Annotated in this window: 19 protein-coding genes and 1 tRNA gene; 7 read left to right on the top strand and 13 right to left on the bottom strand. The window is 68.8% G+C overall.

Annotated elements, in window-relative coordinates; translation table 11 throughout:
* Nucleotides 1-65 precede the first annotated feature (65 nt).
* Together NL2_RS01645 and NL2_RS01640 are read left to right on the top strand one after the other, a co-directional pair.
* Nucleotides 66-704 (top strand): flavin reductase family protein, encoded by a 639-nt coding sequence (locus NL2_RS01645; protein WP_068071055.1) that lies wholly within the window; start codon nucleotides 66-68, stop codon nucleotides 702-704.
* A gap of 120 nt (nucleotides 705-824) precedes the next feature.
* Nucleotides 825-1,223, top strand: coding sequence for a hypothetical protein (locus NL2_RS01640; RefSeq protein WP_157082985.1), 399 nt, complete (start codon nucleotides 825-827; stop codon nucleotides 1,221-1,223).
* Nucleotides 1,224-1,259: 36 nt separating this feature from the next.
* Here the strand turns inward: NL2_RS01640 and NL2_RS01635 are convergent, their stop codons facing one another.
* From NL2_RS01635 to NL2_RS01625, 3 genes are all read right to left on the bottom strand, one after another.
* Nucleotides 1,260-2,471 carry an acetyl-CoA C-acetyltransferase gene (locus tag NL2_RS01635; RefSeq protein ID WP_068071052.1) on the bottom strand — a complete coding sequence of 404 codons (1,212 nt, stop codon included), beginning with the start codon at nucleotides 2,469-2,471 and terminating at the stop codon, nucleotides 1,260-1,262.
* Between the two features lie 170 nt (nucleotides 2,472-2,641).
* A complete protein-coding gene (locus tag NL2_RS01630) occupies nucleotides 2,642-3,820 on the bottom strand; it encodes an acyl-CoA dehydrogenase family protein (protein WP_068071050.1) in 1,179 nt (392 codons plus the stop codon).
* A gap of 10 nt (nucleotides 3,821-3,830) precedes the next feature.
* A complete protein-coding gene (locus tag NL2_RS01625; RefSeq protein ID WP_084355789.1) occupies nucleotides 3,831-4,748 on the bottom strand; it encodes an SDR family NAD(P)-dependent oxidoreductase in 918 nt (305 codons plus the stop codon).
* A gap of 135 nt (nucleotides 4,749-4,883) precedes the next feature.
* On the opposite strand from NL2_RS01625, the gene NL2_RS01620 reads away from it, so the two are divergent.
* The gene (locus NL2_RS01620) at nucleotides 4,884-5,636 is read left to right on the top strand and encodes an IclR family transcriptional regulator (RefSeq protein ID WP_068071046.1); all 753 of its coding nucleotides are present in this window, start codon (nucleotides 4,884-4,886) and stop codon (nucleotides 5,634-5,636) included.
* A gap of 19 nt (nucleotides 5,637-5,655) precedes the next feature.
* Here NL2_RS01620 and NL2_RS01615 read toward each other — a convergent pair whose 3' ends face one another.
* Both NL2_RS01615 and NL2_RS01610 read right to left on the bottom strand, forming a co-directional pair.
* Nucleotides 5,656-6,321, bottom strand: coding sequence for an RlmE family RNA methyltransferase (locus NL2_RS01615; RefSeq protein WP_068071044.1), 666 nt, complete (start codon nucleotides 6,319-6,321; stop codon nucleotides 5,656-5,658).
* 73 nt (nucleotides 6,322-6,394) lie between these two features.
* Complete coding sequence (locus tag NL2_RS01610; protein WP_084355788.1) at nucleotides 6,395-7,600, bottom strand: Ppx/GppA phosphatase family protein; 1,206 nt, start codon at nucleotides 7,598-7,600, stop codon at nucleotides 6,395-6,397.
* 160 nt (nucleotides 7,601-7,760) lie between these two features.
* Here NL2_RS01610 and NL2_RS01605 point away from each other — a divergent pair.
* From NL2_RS01605 to NL2_RS01595, 3 genes are all read left to right on the top strand, one after another.
* Nucleotides 7,761-7,834: transfer RNA gene (locus NL2_RS01605), tRNA-Gln, on the top strand.
* Nucleotides 7,835-8,030: 196 nt separating this feature from the next.
* A complete protein-coding gene (locus tag NL2_RS01600) occupies nucleotides 8,031-8,813 on the top strand; it encodes a class I SAM-dependent methyltransferase (protein WP_169799451.1) in 783 nt (260 codons plus the stop codon).
* Between the two features lie 149 nt (nucleotides 8,814-8,962).
* Nucleotides 8,963-10,672, top strand: coding sequence for a hypothetical protein (locus NL2_RS01595; protein ID WP_068071038.1), 1,710 nt, complete (start codon nucleotides 8,963-8,965; stop codon nucleotides 10,670-10,672).
* Between the two features lie 36 nt (nucleotides 10,673-10,708).
* Here the strand turns inward: NL2_RS01595 and NL2_RS01590 are convergent, their stop codons facing one another.
* From NL2_RS01590 to NL2_RS21355, 5 genes are all read right to left on the bottom strand, one after another.
* Nucleotides 10,709-10,939: a hypothetical protein gene (locus NL2_RS01590; protein WP_157082983.1), complete on the bottom strand. Its 231-nt coding sequence runs from the start codon at nucleotides 10,937-10,939 to the stop codon at nucleotides 10,709-10,711.
* Nucleotides 10,936-12,885, bottom strand: a complete 1,950-nt coding sequence (locus tag NL2_RS01585; RefSeq protein ID WP_068071034.1) for a TIR domain-containing protein — start codon at nucleotides 12,883-12,885, stop codon at nucleotides 10,936-10,938. The genes NL2_RS01590 and NL2_RS01585 overlap by 4 nt, the downstream gene beginning before the upstream one ends.
* Nucleotides 12,886-12,949: 64 nt before the next feature.
* A complete protein-coding gene (locus NL2_RS01580) occupies nucleotides 12,950-14,272 on the bottom strand; it encodes a S1 family serine peptidase (protein ID WP_068071032.1) in 1,323 nt (440 codons plus the stop codon).
* Complete coding sequence (locus NL2_RS01575) at nucleotides 14,269-16,302, bottom strand: caspase family protein (protein ID WP_068071029.1); 2,034 nt, start codon at nucleotides 16,300-16,302, stop codon at nucleotides 14,269-14,271. The genes NL2_RS01580 and NL2_RS01575 overlap by 4 nt, the downstream gene beginning before the upstream one ends.
* Entirely contained in the window at nucleotides 16,299-19,547 is a 3,249-nt protein-coding gene (locus NL2_RS21355; protein WP_169799450.1) for a caspase family protein, read from the bottom strand. The genes NL2_RS01575 and NL2_RS21355 overlap by 4 nt, the downstream gene beginning before the upstream one ends.
* 39 nt (nucleotides 19,548-19,586) lie before the next feature.
* Here NL2_RS21355 and NL2_RS21350 point away from each other — a divergent pair, with 39 nt between their 5' ends.
* Entirely contained in the window at nucleotides 19,587-20,273 is a 687-nt protein-coding gene (locus NL2_RS21350; protein ID WP_169799449.1) for a Crp/Fnr family transcriptional regulator, read from the top strand.
* Here the strand turns inward: NL2_RS21350 and NL2_RS01560 are convergent.
* The 3 genes from NL2_RS01560 to NL2_RS20595 all read right to left on the bottom strand — a co-directional run bounded on the left by NL2_RS01560 (nucleotide 20,267) and on the right by NL2_RS20595 (nucleotide 23,039).
* On the bottom strand, nucleotides 20,267-21,943 hold the full coding sequence (locus NL2_RS01560) for a TRAFs-binding domain-containing protein (RefSeq protein WP_068071023.1): 1,677 nt from the start codon (nucleotides 21,941-21,943) through the stop codon (nucleotides 20,267-20,269). The genes NL2_RS21350 and NL2_RS01560 overlap by 7 nt on opposite strands.
* A gap of 193 nt (nucleotides 21,944-22,136) precedes the next feature.
* A complete protein-coding gene (locus NL2_RS21345; protein WP_068071021.1) occupies nucleotides 22,137-22,514 on the bottom strand; it encodes a UrcA family protein in 378 nt (125 codons plus the stop codon).
* 267 nt (nucleotides 22,515-22,781) lie between these two features.
* A complete protein-coding gene (locus NL2_RS20595; RefSeq protein ID WP_157082981.1) occupies nucleotides 22,782-23,039 on the bottom strand; it encodes a hypothetical protein in 258 nt (85 codons plus the stop codon).
* Between the last annotated feature and the right edge of the window lie 57 nt (nucleotides 23,040-23,096).

Raw genomic sequence — 23,096 nt, 5'->3', positions numbered from 1 at the left:
CGCAACCGTGCTTGCTCTTGCGCGGCCCTTGCCCGTTCGATGCAGGGCCTCTAGCCATCGTTGGCATGGACTATACCATGGCCGACCTCACCCCGTCCGAACGATATCGCCTGATCGTCAACACGGTCACCCCGCGCCCGATCGCGTGGGTGGTGACACAAGGCAAGGATGGTACGCGCAACTGCGCGCCGTTCAGCTTTTTCAACGCGTTGGGTGATGATCCGCCGCTGATTGTGCTGGGGCTGATGGCCAATCACGCAACCGGCGACGCCAAGGATACCGCCCGCCTGATCCGCGAGACCGGCGAATTCACCATCGCGCTGGTGGGCGAGGCCGATGGGGAAGCCATGAACCTGACCGCGATCGATGCCCCGCCGGGCATCGACGAACTGGAACTGGCGCGAATCGCGACACTGCCCTCGCTGCTGATCACGCCACCGCGAATCGCCTCGGCGCCGGTCAGCTTCGAATGCCGCACCTGGCAGATCATCGATGCCGGCCCACGCAGCACGGTGGTGCTGGGCGAGATCGTGGCGATGCACATCGACGATGCGTTTCTGATCCCCGGCGCAGCGGGCAGGCCGCCGCGCATCGATACCCCGGCGATGAAGCTGATCGGCCGCCAGCACGGCGCGGGCATGTATGTGCGCAATTCCGACAGCTTCGAGATGAAGCGCGTCAGCTGGCCGCTGCCCGACGACTGATGGCGCGTGCGGGACGGGCCGTTGCCTCGAGGGCGAGTTGTTAGCATGTCGCGCGCTATGGCGCGGTGGCCGGCACCCGTCCGGTCCGTGGACGTGGCGCCGCGGAACCGGAGACACGATGTGAACCAGACAAACCTCGATCTGGCATGCGACCGGCTTTCGCAAGTTGTCGATCAGGCGCAGTTCGAGCGGCTGCGCTGGTCGCGCAACGAAGGCCCGATGCTGGCGCAGCTGGTGGCCTTCGCGCATGCCGCGCTGGAGGATCGCGAGGAATTCGAACTGGCGGAAGAGCGTTCGGCCAGCGATATCAAGCGGTTCGTCCTGAAAGTGCATGGCATGCGCGTCGTCGCGATCGCCATCTCGCTCGACAGCGGCCACGCGGTGCTGACCGCCGACGAAATCGACCGCAGCCCCTACAAGCTCAGCCAAGGCGGGCCGATCTCGGCCGATTTCGCGCACGTGGACGCATCGTGGATGGCGGCTTCGCTGCAGCAGCTGTTCGGCCGCGTTACGACGTAGGAACGCACCGCTTCCGAGGTCGTGAAATTTCGCGCCTCACGCCCTCTCGAACACCGCCGCGATGCCCTGGCCGCCGCCGATGCACATCGTTTCCAGGCCATAACGCCCGCCGCGCCGGCACAATTCGCGCGTCAGGTTGGCGAGGATGCGGCCACCCGTGGCGCCAATCGGATGGCCGAGCGAGATGCCCGATCCGTTGACGTTGAGCATGGCGTGGCGGCTGTCGTCGTCGCTCCAGCCCCAGCCTTTCAGCACCGCCAGCACTTGCGGCGCGAACGCCTCGTTCAGTTCGACCAGATCGATGTCCGACCAGCCGAGGCCATTGCGCGCGAACAGCCGCTCGACCGCCGGGACCGGGCCGATGCCCATGCGGCTGGGATCGCAACCCGCCGCCGCCCACGAATGGAACCATGCGATCGGCTCTAGCCCCAATTCCTCCAGCTTGTCCTCGGCCACCACCAGGCAGGCGGCGGCGGCGTCGTTCTGCTGGCTGGCGTTGCCCGCCGTCACCACCCCGCCTTCGAGCGGGCGCAGCGCGCCAAGGCTCGCCATCGTCGCGTCGGTGCGATAGCCTTCGTCGCGATCGAACAGCACCGGCTCGCCCCGCTTCTGCGGTACCGGCACCGCGACCAGCTCGTCGGCGAACAGGCCCTGGTCCCACGCGGCGCTGGCGCGCTGGTGGCTGCGCACGGCATAGGCGTCGCACGCCTCGCGGGTGATGCCATAGTCCCTGGCCAGATTCTCGGCGGTCTCGATCATGCCCGAAATCACGCCGAAGCGTTCGACCGGCTGCGACATCAGCCGCCCGCGCGTCAGCCGGTCGTGCAGCGTCAGGTTGCCCGCGCGCACGCCCTTGCGGATGTCGGTGGTGTAATGCTCGACGTTGGACATGCTCTCCACGCCGCCGGCCACGACCACGTCGCTGGCGCCGGTCTGCACCATCATCGCGGCGTTGACGATCGCCTGCAGCCCCGATCCGCAGCGGCGCTCGAGCTGGTAGCCGGGCACCTCGATCGGCAGACCGGCGGCAAGCCACGACCAGTGCGCGATGCACGGCGCCTCGCCGCTGCCATAGCCTTGCGCAAACACCACGTCGTCGACACGGGCGGGATCGATCTTCGTGCGCTCGACCAGCGCCTGCAACACCACCGCGCCCAATTGCGCGGCGTTCAGCGGGGCGAGCGCACCGCCGAACTTGCCCACGGCGGTGCGCAACGGCGCGACGATGGCGGCGCGTCTCAGAGTCATGGCATGGTCCTTCTCATACTCCGCATATCCTCAAACTCCGCTCATCCTGAGCCTGTCGAAGGATCGCCTCATGGTCCTGCCCGGCAGACGGCGCGTACGTGGTTCGACAGGCCCACCACGAGCGGTTTCGACAGGCTCACCACGAGCGGAGGCTGGTTGATCTGTTCCGATCACGCTGCCCCGGCGGCGAAGTCGCGCAGCATGGCCTTGGCGATCACCAGTTGCAGGATCTGGGTGGTGCCTTCGTAGATGCGGTAGATGCGGCTATCGCGGAAAAACCGCTCGGCCTCGTATTCCGCCAGATAGCCCGCGCCGCCGTGGATCTGCACGCAGCGATCGGCCACGCGCCCGCACATTTCCGACGCGAACATCTTGGCCGCCGCCGCCTTCATCAGCACTTTCTCGCCCGCGTCGGCACGGCGGCTGGCGTCGGCCAGCATGCATTCGGCGGCGTAGATTTCGGCCTCGCTGTCGGCCAGCATCGCCTGGATCAGCTGGAATTGCGCGATCGGCTCGCCAAACGCCTTCCGCTCCGTCGCATAGCGCGTGGCGGTGTCGAGGATGCGCCGCGCATAGCCCGCGCTCGCCGCGCCGACCGAGAGCCGCCCGTTGTCGAGGCTTTGCATCGCGGTCTGGAAGCCCTTGCCCTCGACCCCGCCAAGCAGCGCGTCGCCGGGGATGTGGACGTCGTCCATTACGATGTCGGCGATGTGGCTGCCCGCCTGGCCCATCTTGCGGTCGGACTTGCCCACCGCAATGCCCGGCGTGTCCATTGGCACGATGAATGCGCTGATGTGGCCGTTGCGCGGCAGCGCGTCCTTCTCGGTCCGCGCCATGATCAGCGCGACGCGCGCAAACGGCGCGTTGGTGATGTAACGCTTGGTGCCGTTGAGCACATAGCCATTGCCGCTGCGGACGGCGGTGGTCTGCATCGCGGCGGAATCCGATCCCGATCCCGGCTCGGTCAGCCCGAAGCTGGCGATCTCGCCCGTCGCCAGCCGGGGCAGCCATTCGCGGCGCTGCTCCTCGGTGCCCGCATGCTTGATCGCCGAACAGACCATGCCGAGGTTGATCGAGGTGATCGAGCGGTAGGCGGGCAGGGCATAGCTGAGCACGCGGATCGTCTCGACATATTGCGCGATGTTCATGCCCGACCCACCGTATTCCTCGGGCATGGTCAGCCCGAACAGGCCCATGTCGCGCATTTCATCAAGGATCGTGTCGGGGATGCGGTCGGCGGCGATCACCTCGGGCTCCGCCGGGATCAGGCGTTCGCGGACATAGCGTTGGAGCTGGTCGAGGAACTGCTCGAAGATGTCGGCGTCCATGCCCGGATTCGCAGTCGTCATGCTCGCGCCCTCAAACCGGATCGTAGGGAAACACGTCGCGGCTGACTTCGTCGGGCTTCGCGAACAGTGGGCGCAGCGCCGGGATCGCCTCGTCGGCGATGGCCTGCGCGGTCCAGCCTTCCAGCTTGATCATCGACTTGATCGGGCGCGGCTTGGAAAACAGCATGATCTCGTTCTTGCGCACGCCGAACACCTGGTTGGTGACATCGGCCGAGGCATCGGAGGCGAGATAGACCGCCAGCGGCGCGATCTTGTCCGCGCTCATCGCCTTGATCGCGGCGACGCGGGCCTGCGCCTCGGGCGTGTCGGCGGGGATCGAGGCGGTCATCCGGCTCCACGCGAACGGCGCAATACAGTTGGAGCGCACGCCGACGCGCGCCATGTCGAGCGCGATCGACTGCGACAGCGCGACCAGGCCGAGCTTGGCCGCCGAATAGTTGGCCTGGCCGATGTTGCCGATCAGCCCGCTGGTCGAGGTGAAGTGTATGAAGCTGCCCGATTTCTGCTCGCGGAAATAAGGCGTCGCCGCTTTCGAGACATTGTACGGACCGGTCAGGTTGACGTCGATCACCGCCGTCCAGTCCTCGTGGCTCATCTTGTGCCAGATCGTGTCGCGCAGGATCCCGGCGTTGTTGATCACCGCGTCGATCCGCGCGAACCGCTGCACCGCATCCTCGATGATGCTGGCGGCCGCCTTGGGATCGGCGACATTGGCAAGGTTGGCGTGGGCCGTGCCGCCCGCTGCGACGATGTCGTCGGCGGTAGTCTGCGCGGGGCCGGCATCGGCGCCGTCGCCTTCCTGCGCCACGCCCGGATCGTTGACGATCACCGCCGCGCCTTCGGCTGCGCACAGCAGCGCAAGCTCGCGCCCGATCCCGCGCCCCGCCCCGGTGATCGCGACCACTTTGCCTTCGAGCATGCCAGCCATCGTCCATTCTCTCCCGGTTGCCGCAGCGTGCGGCGACTCACCTTGCGGCGACGTTGCGCGCAGCGGTAGCGTTGGGCAAGTCCGGTTTCAACATGGGGAATTGCTTTTCAACATAGTGAAAACTATCGTTGCGCGATGTCCGGTCCCGTCCGCTCGCTGTCGCAAGGCTTTGCGATTCTGCGCCTGCTCGCCGATCGGCGGGCCGACCGCGCCGACGGCCTTACGCTGTCCGATATCGGCCGCGCGCAGGGGTTGAGCCCGAGCAGCTGCCTCAACCTGCTGCGCACGCTGGAGGCCGAAGGTGCCATCGCGCGCGATCCCGCTGGCAAGCGCTATCGGTTGGCCGAAGACTGGGCGGCGCTGGGGGTGCTGGCGCAAGGCGTGGACCGGATGGTGATGCGTACGCGCCCGGCATTGCGCGCGTTCGCGGCACAGCACGAAGCGGCGACCGGCTTGTGGCGGGCTGTACCCGGTGAGCGGCTGGCGCTGGTCGCGCTGGGCGAAAGCGATGCCGCCACCCGCATCCACATGGTCGAGGGCCAGCGCCAGCCGCTGGGCGGCGGGGCCACCGGGCGCGCGCTCGCCGCCGCCGACGCGCTGCCGCCCGATGAACTGGCGCGCCGCTTTGCCGCCGTGCGCTGGCAGCAACCGCTGGCGCTGGCCGACTACCTTGCACAAGTGGCGCGGGCGGACCGCGATGGCTTTGCCATAGACGATGGGCTGGGCCATGCCGGCGTCTGTTCGGTGGGCATCGCGCTGCCCGATCGACCGGGCGGGCGGTTCTGCCTCTCCGCCTCGTTCTTTGCCGGGTCGCGGAGCGGGGACGAAATCGCTGCGCTGGGCCGCGCGCTGCTGGCGCTGGCCCGATCGCCCGAGCTTGCGGGCTGACCCTGTGCCGCGCGATGCGCTAGTCGCGCCCCTTGAAGCCTTGCGCAATCACGTACCATTCGGACGAATCCTTGCGGCTGGCTGGCGGCTTGGCGTGCTTGACCACGGTGAAATGCCGTTTCAGCAGGCCTAGCAGCGCGGTGTCGGTGCCACCTGCCAGCACTTTGGCGACGAATGCGCCGCCGGGTTCCAGCGTTGCGATCGCGAAGTCGGCGGCGGTTTCGACCAGCCCCATCGTGCGCAAATGGTCGGTCTGCTTGTGGCCCACGGTGTTGGCGGCCATGTCCGACAGTATCAGATCGGGCGCCCCGTCGAGCGCGCTTTCCAGCGCCGCCGGTGCCGCGTCGGCCATGAAGTCCATCTGGAAGATGGTCACGCCCTCGATCGGATCGGTCGGCAACAGGTCGATGCCGACCACGCCCGCGCGCGGATTGCGCTGGCGCACCACCTGGCTCCACCCGCCGGGCGCGATGCCCAGATCGACCACGCGGCTGGCCTTTTTGATCAGGGCAAAGCGATCGTCGAGTTCGGCCAGCTTGTAGGCGGCGCGGCTGCGATAGCCATCGGCCTTGGCCTGGCGGACATACGGGTCTGACAGCTGGCGCTGCAGCCAGCGGGCAGACGAGTTCGTGCGACCTTTCCCGGTGCGCAGTTTCTCGTTGGGATCGCGCCCGGACCGGCTCATCGCGTCATGCTCATGATCGGCGTCTTACGCGTTTCGCAGGCTTTGTCGCGCAAATCGCACGGTGCCGCGGCTGTCACAGGTTCTTGCGCAAGTTGCGCAGCGCCGCGCGGCTGCGTTCGGCTTCGCCACCGGCCGCCATCATGCTGCGCAGGATGCCCTCGCGGATGCCGCGATCGGCAATGCCCAGGCGGTGCGCGGGCCAGATGTCGAGAATCGATTCGAGGATGGCGCAACCCGCCACCACCAGGTCGGCACGCTCGCGCCCGATGCATGGCAGCGCGATGCGTTCGGCGGTGCTCATCACGCCCAGGCTGCGGCTGATCGCGCGCATCGCGTCGGCGGGCACGATCAGGCCATCGACCGCGCTGCGATCGTAATGCGGCAGTTCCAGGTGCAGGCTGGCCAGCGTGGTCACGGTGCCGCTGGTGCCCAGCAGGCGCACGTCGCCGTCCTCCACCGCCATCGCGCGGCGCGGCGCGATGCGCTCGATCAGCGGGGCAAAGCTTTCATCCACCCGGCGGCGCATCTCGGCATAGGCGGCGGCACGCGCATCGGGAGTATCGGCGATGTCGCCGATGCTCTCGGTCAGCGAAACGACGCCCCACGGCACGCTCTGCCAATCGACGATGCGCGGGACCGGGCCGTCCGATTCGATCAGCACCAGTTCGGTCGAGCCGCCGCCGATGTCGAAGATCATCGCCGGCCCTTCGCCGTGTTCCAGCAGGATGTGACAGCCCAGCACCGCCAGCCGCGCTTCTTCCTGCGCGGTGATGATGTCGAGCCGGATGCCGGTTTCGGCATAGACGCGATCGATGAAGGCGGCCCCGTTGTGGGCGCGGCGGCAGGCCTCGGTGGCGACCGACCGGGCGAGGTGGACCTGGCGTTTGCGCAGCTTGTCGGCGCAGATCTGCAGCGCACCCAGCGCGCGATCCATCGCCGCTTCGGACAGCAACCCGGTCTGGCTCAGCCCTTCGCCCAGCCGCACCACGCGGCTGAACGCATCGATCACCACGAAGTTCTCGCCCGATGGACGCGCGATCAGCAGGCGGCAGTTGTTGGTGCCCAGATCGATCGCGGCATAGGCCTGGCGGTGGAACGGCACGGGCTTTTGCCAAGCGGCGGACGTCGCCTGCCCGGCGCCATCGGTCGTTCCTGCGTGTCCGGATCGCGCGAAAGGCGGGGCCGCATGTGCGGAGCGTTGCGACGAAGGCCGCGGTTGGTCCTTGGCCCCGACGGTTCCCGCCTTCCGCTCCCGATCCGGCGGTTCGAAATCCGCCATGAAATTACTTCGCTTATGTTTTCCCGGATTGCGACATGCGTGCCGGGGACTTGCCGCCATGCTAGCCGTGCGCGCGATGACCCGCAAGGGCAGGGGTGGTTTAAGGGCTCGCGCTTGCTTGACTCGCGCCGGGCCCGGACTTAGAGGACCGCGCTCCGGCTGCCCTGTCGTCTAACGGTAAGACTACGGACTCTGACTCCGTCAATCGAGGTTCGAATCCTCGCGGGGCATCCAAATTTCTCCTGAAACAGATGCTACTGTCCACGCCTGCCGTGAACGTCGCGATCTGTTGTGCGGTGGCCTGCGCGGCACGTGTTGCCGTCCGGGTGCGCGGCGACATGCCGGGGCGGATTCATCTGGGATATCTTTGGCGCCTCGGCCGTTGTCCCCGGGCAGCATGCAACAAGAAGAAACCTTGCGGGACAATCGGATGGCCTGGGCCATCGAGCTGGGCAAGGCTGGCGACTTCAAAGGGTTTCACGTCAACGTCGCGATGTCGCACGCGCCTCTAAGCATCCTGAATGTGCTGGTTGTGGGTTGCAATCGCGGTGAGGACTGCAGGATTTTCGTGGATTCGGGCGCGGCAAGCGTCGTTGGCGTCGATTTGCTCGACGAGATCGGCGTCGATTATCGTCATCCATCGACATCATACGTCTGCGCTTCGGTGGAGGAGCTTCCGTTCGAAACGGACCGGTTCGATCTGGTGTTCGCCTACGCCACGCTTGAGCATGTCCAGAATATCTACTCGGCGTTCCGAGAAATGGCGCGTGTGTGTAGACCCGGCGGCATCGTCTATTCCGCTTCCGCGCCGCTGTGGAATTCGCGTTACGGACCGCACTGGGGCGAAGCGTTCCACGACTTGCCATGGGCCCACCTGCTTTACCGGCCCGCCGAAATCATCGAGTTCAACCGCCGTCGGCGCGAGGGCAACGCAGCATGTGCTTTTCCGCATGAAGCGGAAATCCGGTACTGGCTTCACGACGGGATGTTCAACAAGCGGCCTTCACTGAGCTATCTCAACGCCTGCCGCACGCTCGACGATATCGAAATCATTCGAAACGACCTGGAACTGGAAGATCCCGCCGTGTTGAGTGACGATCTGTACGCGCGGCTGTCGGTTCAGGGGTTCAGTCGGGAGGAGTTGCTGGCGCTGACGCATATCTTCATCGGCAGGAAGACAGCACCGCCAACACGGTTCTCCTTTCGGTTCTGAGCGTGCCCGCCGGCGGCTGACGCCCGGCCCCTTTTGCCGGATGCGAACCAGGTCGGGTCCGGCCATCCTGCCAATTTCGCGCTTTCCCGCTCGCGCTGGGTCGGGCAGTTCCGCTAGGGTCGGAACTTCTCGATCACGCACGGAGCCGTATGGGACATTCGCGACATATCCGTATCGGCGTGACCGGCCATCGCCAGGCGCGGCTCGACGGGGTGGATCTGGCGGTGCTCGAGGCGCGGGTGGGGGCGCTGTTCGATGCAATCGGGCATGCTCTGTGCAATGCGGCATCGGGCGAGCATCCGCAGATCGAAATCGTCACATGCCTGGCCGAGGGCGCCGACAGCATCGCCGCGCGCTGCGCGATGGCGCGGGGCTGGCGGTTCGAGGCGGTGCTGCCGTTTCCCGCCGCGATCTATGCCGATGATTTCCCGGCCGGCGAACCACGCGATCGGTTCGATGCCGAACTGGCCGCCGCGCACCGCGTGTTCGCGCTCAACTGCAGCCGCGAGGGCGAGGAGGCGGACACGCTGGCTTACGAACGTGCGGGCCGCGTCGTGCTGGCCCAGTGCGACGTCATGGTGGGCATCTGGGACGGCGGCCCCGCGCGCGGGCGCGGCGGCACATCGCAGATCATCGCCGAGGCGGTGGGCGCGGATATTCCGGTGATCCACCTCGATCCGCGCGGGCTGGCGCCCGAAATGCTGCTGTGGAGCGGTCTCAACGCGCACGATCTGGGCGAGGAAACCGTCGATACCGTGGCGCGTGCGTCGATCGACCAACTGGGCCCGGTGCTGGCCGCGCTCGCCGGGATCGACGGCCGGGCGCCCGGTCTGGAGGAAGCGCCGTTGCGGCCGCGCCTCGCCCGGTTGCTGGGGCTGCCGTACGCCGCACTGCTGGGCGTGACGCGGGCCAAGGGGTCAGGCAGCGGCAATGCCGGCGCCGATGCCGACTTGCGCCATGACGCGCTGGCCGCGCGCTTCATCCGCGCCGACCGGCAGGCGAGCGAGGCGGCCGGGGTGTTTCGCGGCGCTTACGTCGCCAACTTCGGCTTTGCCGCCATGGCGGTGCTGGTCTCGCTGAGCGGGCTGGTGCTGCCGATCGCGTTCAAGCCGTTGCTGCTGGCCACCGAGCTGGGTTTGATCGGTGCGATCCTGGCGATCACCCACTTCGGCAACCGGCTGGGCTGGCACCGCCGCTGGATCGAGCAGCGCCAGTTGGCCGAACGGCTGCGCTGCCTGGCCATCGCCACCCGGCTCGGCAATCTGGATTTGCGCGCGCACGGGGCAGGAACATCGCGCGGCGTGCAGGCGGAGGCGTGCGTGCTGGCGCGGCGTATCGGGCTGCCCAACCGCACCGCCGACGACGCGTGGCTCGGCTCGGTGCGGTCCGAACTGCTGGCGATGGTGGCCGATCAGCGCGGCTATTTCCGGCGCGAGGCGCAGACGATGCACCGGCTCGATCACCGGCTGCACCGCGCCGGGTCGATCCTGTTCGTCGGCACCGCGCTGGTGTGCATCGGGTTTCTGGCGGTCGAGGCGGCATTGCACGTGGTGGGCGGCGAGATCCCCGGCGAATCCGCGCACACCGCCGCGCTGTACGTCACCATCGCCACGGCGGCGTTCCCGGCGCTGGGTGCGGCGATCTACGGCATCCGCATGCAGGGCGATTTTGCGGGCGTGGCCGAACGCGGCCACGCGATGGAAGTGCAACTGGGCGCGCTGCACGCCGCGATCGCCAGCGATCCGCCCGATTTCGACACGCTGCTCACCCGCACCCGCCGCGCGACCGCACTGCTGACTGAGGATCTGGCCAGCTGGACGCACGCCTACCACGCGCGCCCGCTGGTGCTGCCGGGGTAGAAGACCGCGCCGGACGCTGTCGCCCGGCGCTATCTTTTACTTGCCCGTGCCGCCGCTGCTGCCGTGGTTGTCGCCTTCGGATTCGCTGGCGGCAGGAGCAGGTGCAGCATCGCTCGCCATCGCGGATTCGCTGGCCATTGCGGCGGCCGCTTCGGTCGCGGTGTCGGTCGCCGCAGGAACGGTGTCGTCGGTCTTCTTGCAGCCGCCGAGTGCGAGCAATGCGGCACCGGCAAGGAGTGCGGCGGAAATCGTGGCAGTTCTGGTCATGGTCTTGTCCCCCTTTGGGCTGCTGCAGACAGCCCCATCCGGGCCAGCAACCGCCCGAATTCGGGCCGCTGCCGCAGCGGGTCCAGCTTGATGTCCCCCAGCGCCAAAAGCAAGCCTGAGTCTTTAAGGACATACGCGCGTTCCAGCTTCGCCAGCGCCACGTCGATTTCGCCGCGCTGGGCGTGGACTTGCGCCTGCTGGAACATCGCCGGGTCGCCGAATTCGCGGACCAGCTTCGCCAGCGCCGCGTCGCTGCCCGCGCGGTCACCGATCCGCGCTGCCGCCGAAGCGAGCCCGGCAACGCGGAATTCGTTTTCGGGCTCTTTGAGGTATTCGGCGCGTGCGTCGGCGAAACGTCCCCCAGCAAGGTGCAGGTCACCCAGCCCGACATGCGCGAGGATGATCTTGGGATTGAGCGCGAGCGACTGTTCGAACAGCGCCCTGGCCGCATCGAACTGCCGCATGAAGCTGCACATCATCGCATGGATGCGGAACACGGCGGGGTTGAGCGGGTCGCGCTCCTGCGCCAGCTTGATCGCCGGTTGCGCGTCGTCGAACCGCCCCGCCTTGTACATGAAGTTGGCGTAAAAGAGCGCGATTTCGGGATCGTTGCGGTTGAGCGCATAGCCTTGCTCGTACCCGGGCATCGCAACGCGGAAGTCGAGCTGGTAGGCCAGCATCTCATAAGCCAGCGTAACGTGCGCCGCCGACAGTTTGGGGGCCAGTTCCAACGCCTTGCGCACCGCTGCCAGCGCGCGCACGAACAGCGCCGATACTTCCGCCATGTTCGCGACGTAGCCGTTGCGGATCAGGATGAGGATGTTGGCCTGGAGCAGATAGGCCTTGGCATAGCCCGGATCGGCGGTGATCGCGCGCTCGATCATCGCTTCGGCCTGGCGATAGGTGTCACCGTCCTTGTCGAGATCGTAGAGCGCCTTGGCCTGAAGGTAGAGATCGTGCGCGGCGACGTCGGTCGTGCCGCCGACTTCGGCGGGCGGGGTTTCGCCGCCGGATGTCCGGGCGCCCATGCTGCTGGCCAACTGGTCGGCGACCGTGCCCGCAACCTCGCTCTCGATTGCGAACACATCCTTGAGCGCGCGGTCGAAGCTTTGCGACCAGTGGGTCAGGCCGCGTGCGCCTTCGATCAGCGAGGCGTTGATCCGCACCATCTCGCCCTCCCGGCGGACCGCACCTTCGAGCAGGTAGGTCACGCCCAGCTTGCGCGCCACCACGCGCGCGTCCTCTGCGCTGTCGCGGAACAAGTTGGACGACGTTGGGGCGGCGACCGCGAGATGCGCATCGCTCGCCAGCCGGGCGCGGATTTCCTCGGCCAGCCCGTCGGAGAAATACCCCTGCTGCGGATCGCCGCTGAGGTTGCGGAACGGCAGCACCGCAATGCTGTCGGCCAGCGCGGTGCCCGACCACGGATGCCATGCCGCCAGCCCGCCGCCCAGCGCCACCACCGCCGCGCCGCCACCGACCAGCGCCGCGCGGCGCGAGACCAGCACGGGCTTGCGCGCGCCCGATCCGGCCGCGTTGCTCCCTGCTGATCCTGCCGGTCGCTGCCCTTGCGCGGCCAGGTCGATCGCGCGCAGCACCGCCGCCAGTTCCGCCGCGTCGGCCTGCCCGTTCCAGCCGGCCAGGTTGACCGCGTGGTACTGGCGAAAGCCCAGCGGCGGAATGCTGCCGTCGAGCGCCACCGCCACGAACCGCTGGCGATCGCGGCCATGCGCGGCTTCGTCGCGCACCCAGTCCGATCCGATCGACGCGGCGGACCACACCGCCAGCACCGCATCGACGCTGTCGAGCCGCGCCTCGATCGTCCTGGCGAACGCCTCGCCACCCTCGATCAGCCCGTCCCACCACACTTCGATGCCCGCACCCTCGATCGCTTCGATCAGGCGCTGCACGCGCGGCCGGTCGGCGCGCGCATAGCTGACGAACACCGAGCGCTGCGGCGCGTCGGGCGGAGCAGGGGGCGCAGACGGAACGGCGGAAGGAGGCAGGGGCTCAGCGATGGCGCGCTCCAATGGCTTGCGGTTCGGGGAAGGATTTCACGTGGCTGTCGATCGCGGTGCCCTGCTTGTCGGCCCAGGCCTGTGCCTGGGCGATCCAGCCGACATAGGGCGCCACCGCGGTGAACACGCCGGGATAGGGCACTCCGGCCGGGTTGCGCTGGGCGCAGCCCCGGCCCCACGACACCAGCCCGACCAGTTCATAGTGCTTGACCTTGCCCGTTCCCCTGGTGCGGGTGAGCGGTCCGCCGCTGTCGCCCCCGCACTGGTCCTGCAGATTGCCGTGCTTGTCGGGCTGGGCGATGGCGCAGATCGATGTGTCGAGCTTCGCCCGGTCGTAACCCATCGTCTGTGCACATTGCTCGAGCGGAACCGAATTCAGCAACAGCTTCTTGAGCAGCGACGACATCGGATTGTACGTGGTGGCGGTAGCCATCGCGCGGACTGAAAGGTTGCCGATGCCCAGCCCGGTGCTGGCCTGCGCCACGGTGCGCCCCCAGCCGGTGACCGCAAGCGGGGCGTTGTCAGGTGGCACATAGTCCGCCCGGGGCAGGTCGATTGCTGCCTCGAACACGTTCGGATCGTGCGGACCCGGCTTTGGCGGGGGTGACAGCCGCAGCAGGGCAATGTCGTTCCGGTGGTCGGAACTTTCGTATCCGGCATAGCCGCTGTGGATTACGGCATAGCGGATTTCGCGGATTTCGCCGCCGTAAGTGAGATCCTGCGTGCCCAGTCGCGCCTGGCGGATCGTTATCCAGAAGTCGTCGGCGATCATGTGGCCGTCTGCGCCCTTGTAGTACAGGCAATGCGCGGCTGTCAGCACCCAGCCGTCGGACAGCAGCGCGCCGCCGCAGCGGTGTTCGCGATCCCAGTCGTCCCGCTTGTCGAGGAACATCTTGTTGACGTTGGCGACCGGCAGCGCCGCGTCGTCGGCGATTTCTTTCGGGGAATAGCCGGCGGTGCCGAACAGCTGCACTTGCCACGGCGTGCTGTGATACGGCGCGCGCCGTCCGCCGACGACGCGGTGAACAAGCGGCCGTGGGTGGAGCGGTGGGGTATCGCCGATCTGGGCCTCGGCATCGGACGACGGCTGGTCCGGCGTGTCAGCAGGGTCAGCCTGTTCGATCGGTGGTGCGGGTTCCCTTGGCGGTTCCGGGCCGACCTGGTCCTCGATGTAGGGCGGCGTGGCCAAGGCATCGTCGGCGGGCTGCGGCACGGGCGGGGACGCTGGCACGTCCTGCGCGGCGACCAGCACGAAGGCCGACGCCAGCAACAGGACGCTGCGAGACAGGATGCCACGAAACAGGGGTCGGTTCATCGTTGCTGCCCTTTCGTGGTGGCGACCCGGACATCGACCGCGATCATGGCCCAGAAATCCCCTGCCGCCGAGGGGGTTGCGGCGTCGGCCGCGCCGGTGGCCCGCAGCGAGGCGCCGCGCTCGACCGAGCCGCCGCACGCTGCCGGGTCGGCGCCGGGTAGGGTGCCGTCCTGGACCAGTGCGGCAGTGTCCAGCGGGTGGTCGCTCGCGATCGCGAGATAGCGGCAGCCGGTGCCCCCGGCACCCAGCCGGATCGTCTGCGCCAGCGGGTTGTTCTGCGCCAGCGCGATATCGTGGCCGCCGCGCCGGGGAACCACCACCCGGATGGAATTGTCCGCACCGATCGCCAGCACCGCAAGAAAATGCGGCACGGTGTCGAGGTTCACCAGCACCAGATGCGCCGGGGTGGAAGGCGCGAGCGTCACGCGGGTGCTGGCCTGTTGTTTCGCCGGGCTGCAGTCGGCCGGGTCGATATCGTGTTGCGACAGGCACAGCGCGATCGTGCCGGGGCGGCCTGTCGGCCGGGTGATGAGGTCGTCCACCCGCGCCAGCTTCGCCAGCGCCGCGCCCAGCCGTGTCGCGAAATCGGGCGCGGTGGTCCGGCCCAGCGGCGCAACCAGCCCGCCGGTGCGATCGAGCAGGCTGGCGACGCCATCCGACGGCTGCACCGCCAGCACGACTTGTGCCGGCTCGCCGATCCGCGCGAGCCCGCCTTGGCTCAGGACCTTCTCGATCCGCGCGCGGTCGGCCGCGGCGGCAAGGGTTTCCAGCCGCCCATCGAGCCTCAGCGCGATCTGCGGCCGGGTGAACACATGCTGCGTCTCGCGCGCGTACAGTTGCGGCGGCAGCGGTCGCGCGGGCTGGGCATCGAGCGCCAGCACCGAGCGGTAGGGTTGGACCGTGCGGATCGTGGCCGTCGCCAGCGGCATGGCGGCGGGGTCGAGCGCCGCGCGCGCCGTGGCATAAAGCGCCAGTTGCGATCCGGCAGTCATCCCGGAGGCCGCGCCATCGGTCGGCAGGGTCAGCCCGGTGCCGTCCGACGTCGCGTCGATCACGTGCGCGGTGCCGGCGGGCGTGCCCAGTCCGGCCGGCGTAAGGCCCGCGCTCATCTCGCCTTCCGCCTGCGGATGCTGGTCCGGATGCCCGCCCAGCGTCACCTGGTTGCGCACTGCGGTCATCAAGTCGATGAACGTGCCGCCCGGCTGCTGTGCGATCGCCGCCACCAGCGCGGTGGTGAACACCCCGCCCACGCGGTTCCGCTCGTCGTAAGGCCCTTCGAGCGATTCCTCGTCGTCCTCCGACGCGGCCAGCGCCACCGCCCGGCCGCGCACCACTGCGGGACCCGGCAACGATCCACGATCGGCCAGCTGCACATCGTGGTGACCGCGAACGTCGGGGGCCGAGCGGTTGCGCTCGTCCGGTCCCAGATCGCGCGTGCCGGTACCCGAATTGCACGAATCCTCGATGGTGACGATGTCGATCCCGCGTGCCAGCGCCGCGTCGATCAGGTCGCCCAGCTCGATGTCGAGGATGTCGGCTTGCGCCACGTCGCCGGGATTGCGCGCATCGTAGGGCAGGAACGTGCTGTTGCGCCCCGATGGCTGCGAGCCGGGCTGGTCCGAATCCATGTCGAGCAGCCGCCCGCCGTGCCCGGCAAGGTACAGGATCAGGGTATCACCGGCGTGTGCCGCTTTGGTCTGCAGCGCGATCGCCGAGAGGATCGCGTGGCGCGTGGCGCACTGGTTGAGCAGCGTGATGGCGCGCTGCTGCGGGACGCCGGCTGGCGGGCAGGTGCCGCTCGGGGCATCCTCGAAGCCGTACTGGTACGCCTTGTTGAGCGTGGCCTTCATCCGCACCGCGTCGTTGACCGCGCCCTGCAGGTTGCTGAATTCGTCGCCCGGTTCCTGGACTGCGGAATACTTGTAGGTGTCGATGCCCACGAACACCGCGCGCACCTCGGCGTGTGCGGGCGCTGCGCAGGCCAGCGTTGCCAGTGCCAGCCCGGCGGCAAGGAGGCGGGCGCGGATCATGGCGCCACCACCTTGAGCACGACGCCGCTGGGGTTGGCGTTGAAATCGAACAGCGATGGCACTTGCGGGCGCAGCGGTGGGGGTTTGACGCCGGTGATGAACAGGCTGCGCGTGATCACTTCGCCGCCCGGAACCTGCCCGCGCGCGACCTGCTCGCTCAGCACCGGCAGCGCCGCCACCGCATATTCGAGCCATTCGTCGAGCGTGATGATGCCGTCGTGGTCGAGATCGGCCGCGCCGCCGCTGTCGCTCAGCCCCTGCCGCGCCAGCGTGTAGGTCAGCAGGCCCTGCTTGAGCCGCGCATCCTCCAGCGCCACGTCGCTCGCCTGGCTGGCGGCGAGGATGCGAATGCCCTTGTCATACGCCAGCTGCCCCAGCCCGCGATCGCCCATCGGGCCGGGCTTGAACCCCGGCGCCTCGACGCTCGCCGCCGAATGGCAGGCATCGATCACCATGGCGATCTCGCGCGCGTTGATCGGGGTCAGCCAGCGGGTAAGATCGTCGGCCGAAATGAGCGTGCCGGCGTCGGGCAGCGCGGCGCCCGACGGCCAGTTGCCCTCGCTCGGCACGAGGTAGAACTGTGCATCCGCGCTGGTCCAGCCGTGGCCTGACCACGTGACGATGACGAGGTCGTCGGGGCCGACCGGCGCGATGTGCGCGGCATCGAAGCCCAGCGCCGCCAGCCGGACGCGCGCCTTGTCCACGTCCTTGCCCGCGAGCAGCCCGAACACCAGCCCCAGCGCCTCGCGCGTCACGCGCACGCGTTTGCCCGCACCGCCGCCAGACGTGGCGGGCGTGCCGGCCATGACCAGCGGATCGACTTCGTAGCCGCCGCGGATGCCGCCCAGCCGTTCGGCCAGCAACCGCGCGTCGGACACCGCGAAATTCAGGCGGAACCGCGCCTCGTCGTAATTGTCGATGCCCACCGCGATGACGTAGGCGTGGCGCTGGCGCGGCGGGATGTCCCTGACCGGCACCGGCGCGCTGACGGTGTCGCTCTTCACCCGATCGGCGTTGAACACATAGGCGGAAAAGCGCTGCGTGGCAGGCGGCAGCAGCGGCACCGGCACGTCGAAGCTGGCGTGCGCCAGCCCGTCAGGCCCCAGCGGCAGCGCATTGATCCGCCGCCAGTCCTCGATCGAGCCGCTCGCCGGATCGGCACCAGCGGGCCCTTGCGCGACCATCCGCCCGTTGAGGAACAGCCGCAGGTCGTAAAGGCCGGAGGACTGCCCTGCTTCCGCCACCGGCCGCGCGGTAACGGCAACGTGCGCGATGCCTGGCGCGGGGCCTTGCGTCACCGTCAGCGCGGCGATCTCGGGCAGCACGCGGTTGATCGTTTCGATCCCTGCGATCGGGGCGAAGGCGCTGTCGCAGCTTTGCGCGACGGTGCAGGCGATGACGCGCGACGACAGCCGGGGCTCGTAGTACAGCCGCATGAACGTCTGCGCGGGCAGCGGCCTCAGCGGGTGATCGGATACCAGCCAGCGGAACTCGTCGGTATCGGGGCCGAGATCGGTATCGTAGCGGCCTTCCTGCGTGGTGGCGAGGAAGTGATCGCCGTCGAACAGGAAGGTGCGCAGCACGATCTCGCCCGACTGCGGCGACCACGTCTTGATCTCCTGCCCGTCGGTCGTCCACACCAGCCCGGTCGATCCCAGCCGCCCGAGGCCGTTGATCAGCCCGGTGCGCAGATCGGGCTGCGGCGCGCCGGTGGCCAGACTGAAGCGATGCGTCGCCGACGTGCCGTCGAACTGATACAGCGTATCGCCCACGGCGGCGATCGCGAAAGCCCCCGCGATGGCATCGAACAACCCCTCGCCCTCTCCAACTTCGGGCGCGGCCGTGCCGGCCGCTCCGGCTCCCGTCATAGGAACCGGCGGCCCCTTGGCCGGCTCCCAGCGGAACAGCTTGCCGCCCACCGCGATCACCAGCCGGTCGGCCCGGTCGGCAAAGGCGACGTCGGCGGCCAGTGCGATCGCGGGAAACGGGTGGCTCGCCAGGATCGCACCGCTCGCGGCATCGAGCACCAGCACGGTCTGGTGCAGGTGCCCCAGCCCGGTGACCACGCCGATCCGCATCGCATCGGGTGAGACGACGATGCGCGCCACGCCGTCCTTGGGCACTGCCGTCGCGAACGGCCGCCAGCCGCTGGCCGGATCGAACCGTTCGAGCCCGCCGGGCTTGTCCGCGCCGCTGCCGCAATCGGCCGGGGTCGCGCCGACGAACACCATGTTGCCGAGCGGCACCACGCTGCAGTGCGGCGCCAGCGGCGGTGCCGCAAGCTTTCCGGTCGCCACGTCGATCACCAGTTCGGGGGGCAGGTTGTCATCGGCAGCATCGTCGGCGGTGTTCATGCTGGCGCGCGTGAGTGTCAGGCTGTCGCGCGACAGCAGCACGTGGCCGGCGTCGATCCAGGCGACGCGGTTGTAATTCTGGGCGTTGGCCGATGCGATCGTCGCCGATCCGGCGAACCGCTCGGCCAGCAGATCGAAGAACACGATCCGCACCGTGGCGCGGTCCGGTCGCGCGGGATCGGGCGCAGGCCGGACATCGCCTATCATCGCAAACGTGTGGCCATCGGGCGACAGCGCGGACGACAGCAGGCCGGTGCGCGGCTTGCTCGTCAGCCGGACCAGCACCTTGCCCGGGGCCGCAGAGGGTGGCCGGTCGGTGATATAGGGCGCGGCGGGGCCGCCTGCGCGTTCACCCGGGTCATTGGCGAACCACCGTGCCGAATGATGTGCGCGCGGCGTGGAAAGGTCGGTTGCCTGAGCGCCTGCCGGCAGCGCAGCGGGCGCGGCGTCTTCCATCGTGGCCCGCGATTTGGCGATGTCGACCATGATCGCAAAGCGCCGTTCCGCCAGCCCGGCGGTGCCTTCGATGCGGATGTGCAGGCCGTCGGGCAGGAACGTCAGCCGCTCGTAGCCGACCGCCAGGCTCTCCGTGGGGCGGGGAAGCGCGATCTGGTTGACGAGGTGGCCACTGGTCACGTCCCAGATCACCAGCCGCCGCTGGTCGCTGTCCGCCGCCGCGACAAAGGCATCGTCGTTCGACCAGCCCGAAACCTCACCCGTCAGCGTGGTCGATTGCGGCACCGGGCGCACGCGGACGGCATCGACGCCATAGGAACCGCCCACCGGGGGCGCCACGATCGGACGCGGCGGCGCGGCGGCGGCGCTCACTGGCATGGCCAGCAGCACGCCCGCTTGCAGCGCGCCGGCGCCGGCGGTACGCCAGCCCCGCAAGGCCCGCGCCGCAGCGCGCAAGGCCCGGAGAAACCGGCGATGATCCAGCCCGCAGCGACGGCCCCGGCGCCCACCGACCAGGCGATCATGGCGCGCACGTTCGCCTGCACCGACGATCTGGCCGAACTGATCGGCCACAAGGCGCATATCCGCGACCATCCGCCGCGCGCCGCCATCGTCCACAGCGAAGACCCGTCCGCGCACGTCTACCTCGTGATCGAGGGGCACGCGCGGATGATGGCGTTCGCCCTCGAAGGCCGGATGAGCGTGATCGAGGACTATCGCGACGGCGACCTGTTCGGCGAGCGCGGGCTGTTCGGCGAGGCGATCTCCGCGCACGATGTCACCGCCGTCCGCCTGTCGCGCGTGGGCGCGTTCGCCAATCCCGATTTCCTGGGGCTGATGAGCAACTATTCGTGCGTCGCGCTGGCGGTCTCGCGCATCCTCGTCGCGCGGCTCGATGCGGCGCAGCGGCGGCTGGCCGAGGGTGCGACACTCTCGGTCAAAGGGCGCATCTGCGCCGAACTGCTGCGACAGGCGAAGGCCGGTTCCGCCATGACGATCGCCCCGGCACCGGTGCTCGCCCGGCTGGCGCTCACCGTGGGCAGCACCCGCGAAACCGTTTCGCGCACGATCAGCGGCCTTGAAAAGCGCGGGATCATCCGCCGCGACGGCGAGGCCTTGGTGGTGGTCGCCCCGCACCGGCTGGAAGATCTCATCTACTGACATGACGCTTCGGCGTCTTGCCCGGCCAGGGTGCCGACATCGGGCGTCAGCGCAAACAGCCGGTCGCCGCGCCATTCGCCGATTTCCTCGGCATGGACGGCATCGGCCTGGTTGACGAAGATCGCGGATGCCAGTGTCTCGGTCGCGGTGACCACGCCGGGCAGCGCCGCCGGGGCCAGCGCGGCCAGCGCGGATACGCTGGTGCCGACCAGCGCGCGCGGCTCGCCCAGCCAGTGCGCCAGTCCGTAATGGCCCGCGATCCGCACCAGCCCCGCCGCTTCGGGCAGCGCGAGCAGGGCGGCGGCGTACTGCCATGCCGCATCGGGGTCGAAGAACGCGACGATCCGCGCATTGCCGCTGGGCAGCACCACGTCGGGCCGGGGCAGGATGCGGTCGGCAGCCTCGCGGAACGGCGCGATCACCGTGTCTAGCGCTTGGGCAAAGCCGGCATCGTCCAACTGGTCGAGCCCTTCGAAGGCGATGTGCAGCATCGCGGTGAGGCAGCGGTCGGCGCGGCCCTCGGGCGGCTTGGCGCCCGAGGGCGCGACCGCCGCGCTGCGCGGAGCGACCAGGCACACCTGCTGGCGATGGCGATCATGGCGCATGGGGTCGGGGGGCGGGCCGCCGCGCCAGCGTTCGCCGAGATAGGCGGTGTCGCGGCCCCGGCCATACGGCCCATCGCCGTCGTCGATCACCAGCAGCTGCACCGCCTCGCTCGCCATGCGCCGCGCGTGGAGCACCGACGCCCCCATCGCGACATCGGCGGACAGATTGGTGGCGAGCGGCTCGTACGCGCCTGAAACGCTGGAGACCCAGCGCAGACTGGCGGCTTCGGCGCTGGCGCGCTCGAACTGGGCGAGCCAGTGCGGGCCGTAAGGCGCGACCGATTGTTCGATGAACGTGGCGGGCGCGGTGGGCAGCACCACGTGCAGTTCGGCGCCATGGTCGAGCAGCGCCCCGGCGATGACGAGGTCGGCGCCCGCTGCCAGCGCGCCGAACCCCGCGCCGATCGCATGGTCCACCAGCACATCGCGCACGCGCCCGGCCAGCGACGCGATCTGCGCCTCGGCCACGCCGAGATGCCCGGCGTAGTTGAGCGCGCGCGGGGGGCGGTAGGGATCGAGCCATGCGCTGTCCGCGCCGGCCTGCGTCAGGATCAGGCACAGCTGGCGCACGGTCGTGGCCTGGTCTTCCCGGCTGTCGGCCGCAAGCGCCACGGCGCGCGCCAGGTTCGCTTCGGCTTGCGGGCGATCGTCCAGCAGCAGGTGGGCTTCGGCGCGGGTGGCGGCCAGCCAGTAGGGGGTTTCGGCAAACGGTACGCCGCTGTCGAGCCAGTCGAGCAGGTCGCGCGCGAGCGCCTGACCCCGCGCGCCGTCGCCCGCCAGCAGCGTCAGCGTCGCTTCGTTGATCCGGGTGTAAGGCTGCGGGTCGATCGCGAAGGCACGGGCATAAGCCTGCGCCGCCTGATGCATCAGCGCCGCGCGATCGGCAGGCGGGGCGCGCAGGGCGCGATCCTTGGCCAGCCGGCCGGCCACCGCCAGCGCGGCGGGATCGTCCATCGCGCGGTCATACCCACCGGCACGGAACAGCGCAGACGCGTGATCGAGGCTGCCGGCCCGCGCGGCCGTGACAATCTTCGCAAGCGTGGGGACCTGCCCGCTGTGGTTCATGGCCGGTAGGTATGCAGGAATTGCGGACATCATTCAAACCCTTGCGCGTGGTTCAAGGTTGCCCTGCGACCGGGCAGGACTGGCCTGGTGCCGTGACGGCAGCGGGCGGGAAAGTCCGCATCGGTGGTGGCCGATGGGCTTTCCCGCCCTTGCTGCTGGCAGGTGGCGCGCGTTCCGTCAGCGCGCCCATGGGTCAGCGCGTGGTGGGCGATGCGGGCGACGTATTGGCCGCAAGCGAGCGGGCTTCACCGTTGTTGGCCAGCGCCTGGCGGTGCATCGCGTCGATCTGCGCGTCACCCTGGGCGATCGAGGTCCGCAGGCAGGACTTGTTCAGCCGGATTTCCTGCGGGGTGTTGCCATCGGGGCGGCAGGCCTGTTCCGCAGCGCGGCGGATCTTGCCGCGCAAGGTGGCGACACCGGCGTCCGAGGAAACATCGACGCCGTCGAACTTGACCTGGACCTGGGTGTGCTCGACCGCGTCGGCGCTTTGTGCGGCGACCGGTACGCTGATGCTGGCGATCATGGCGGTGGCGATGATCAGGGCGGGGCGGGCGAATGAGAGCTTGGTCATGGGTTTTCTCCTGGATTTGGTCTGCCGAGGCATCCCCTCGACAGCCACAGGAGTGGGCCCGATCCGCGCCGCTTGCGCGTGACCGCGGTCACGGTCGCATTTTTTTCGAACAATTCGCACGGTCGCCAAACAACCTTCTGCAAGATGGCGCCGATGCCGTGCCGAACGTGATCGGGCACCGCAAGGTCGCCCTTGCAGTGCCCGTTGGTACGATTGATCTAGAGGAAGTGTGGCATGATCCGGGGCAGTCCGGCGCATGCCAGCCGTTCAGCCGCCGGGGCTGTCGTGGTGACCATGGCCATGGCCGTGATCGTTGTCATGATCGTGGTCGTGCCCGTGTTCGTCGCCATGGCCGTTGTCGTGGCCGCGACCGTGTTCGTCCTTGTCATGGTCGGTCGCAATCTTGGCCGGGGCAGCCAGCGCGGGCAGGTGATCGGCAGAGCGGGTCGCAGCAGCTTGAGCGACCCCGCTGAGGCACAGCGATGAGGCAAAAGTTGCCAATATCAGTAACTTACGCTCGGTCATCTTAAGTCTCCGTTGGTTCGCCTCCCCCGTTATGGCGACGATCAATTTATTTTGATC

Origin of the sequence: Novosphingobium lentum NBRC 107847, assembly GCF_001590965.1 — a bacterium.
In the GTDB taxonomy this organism is placed as follows: Bacteria; Pseudomonadota; Alphaproteobacteria; order Sphingomonadales; family Sphingomonadaceae; genus Novosphingobium; species Novosphingobium lentum.
The sequence above is the reverse complement of the archived record's forward strand: the minus strand, read 5'-3'. Positions and strand labels throughout refer to the sequence as shown.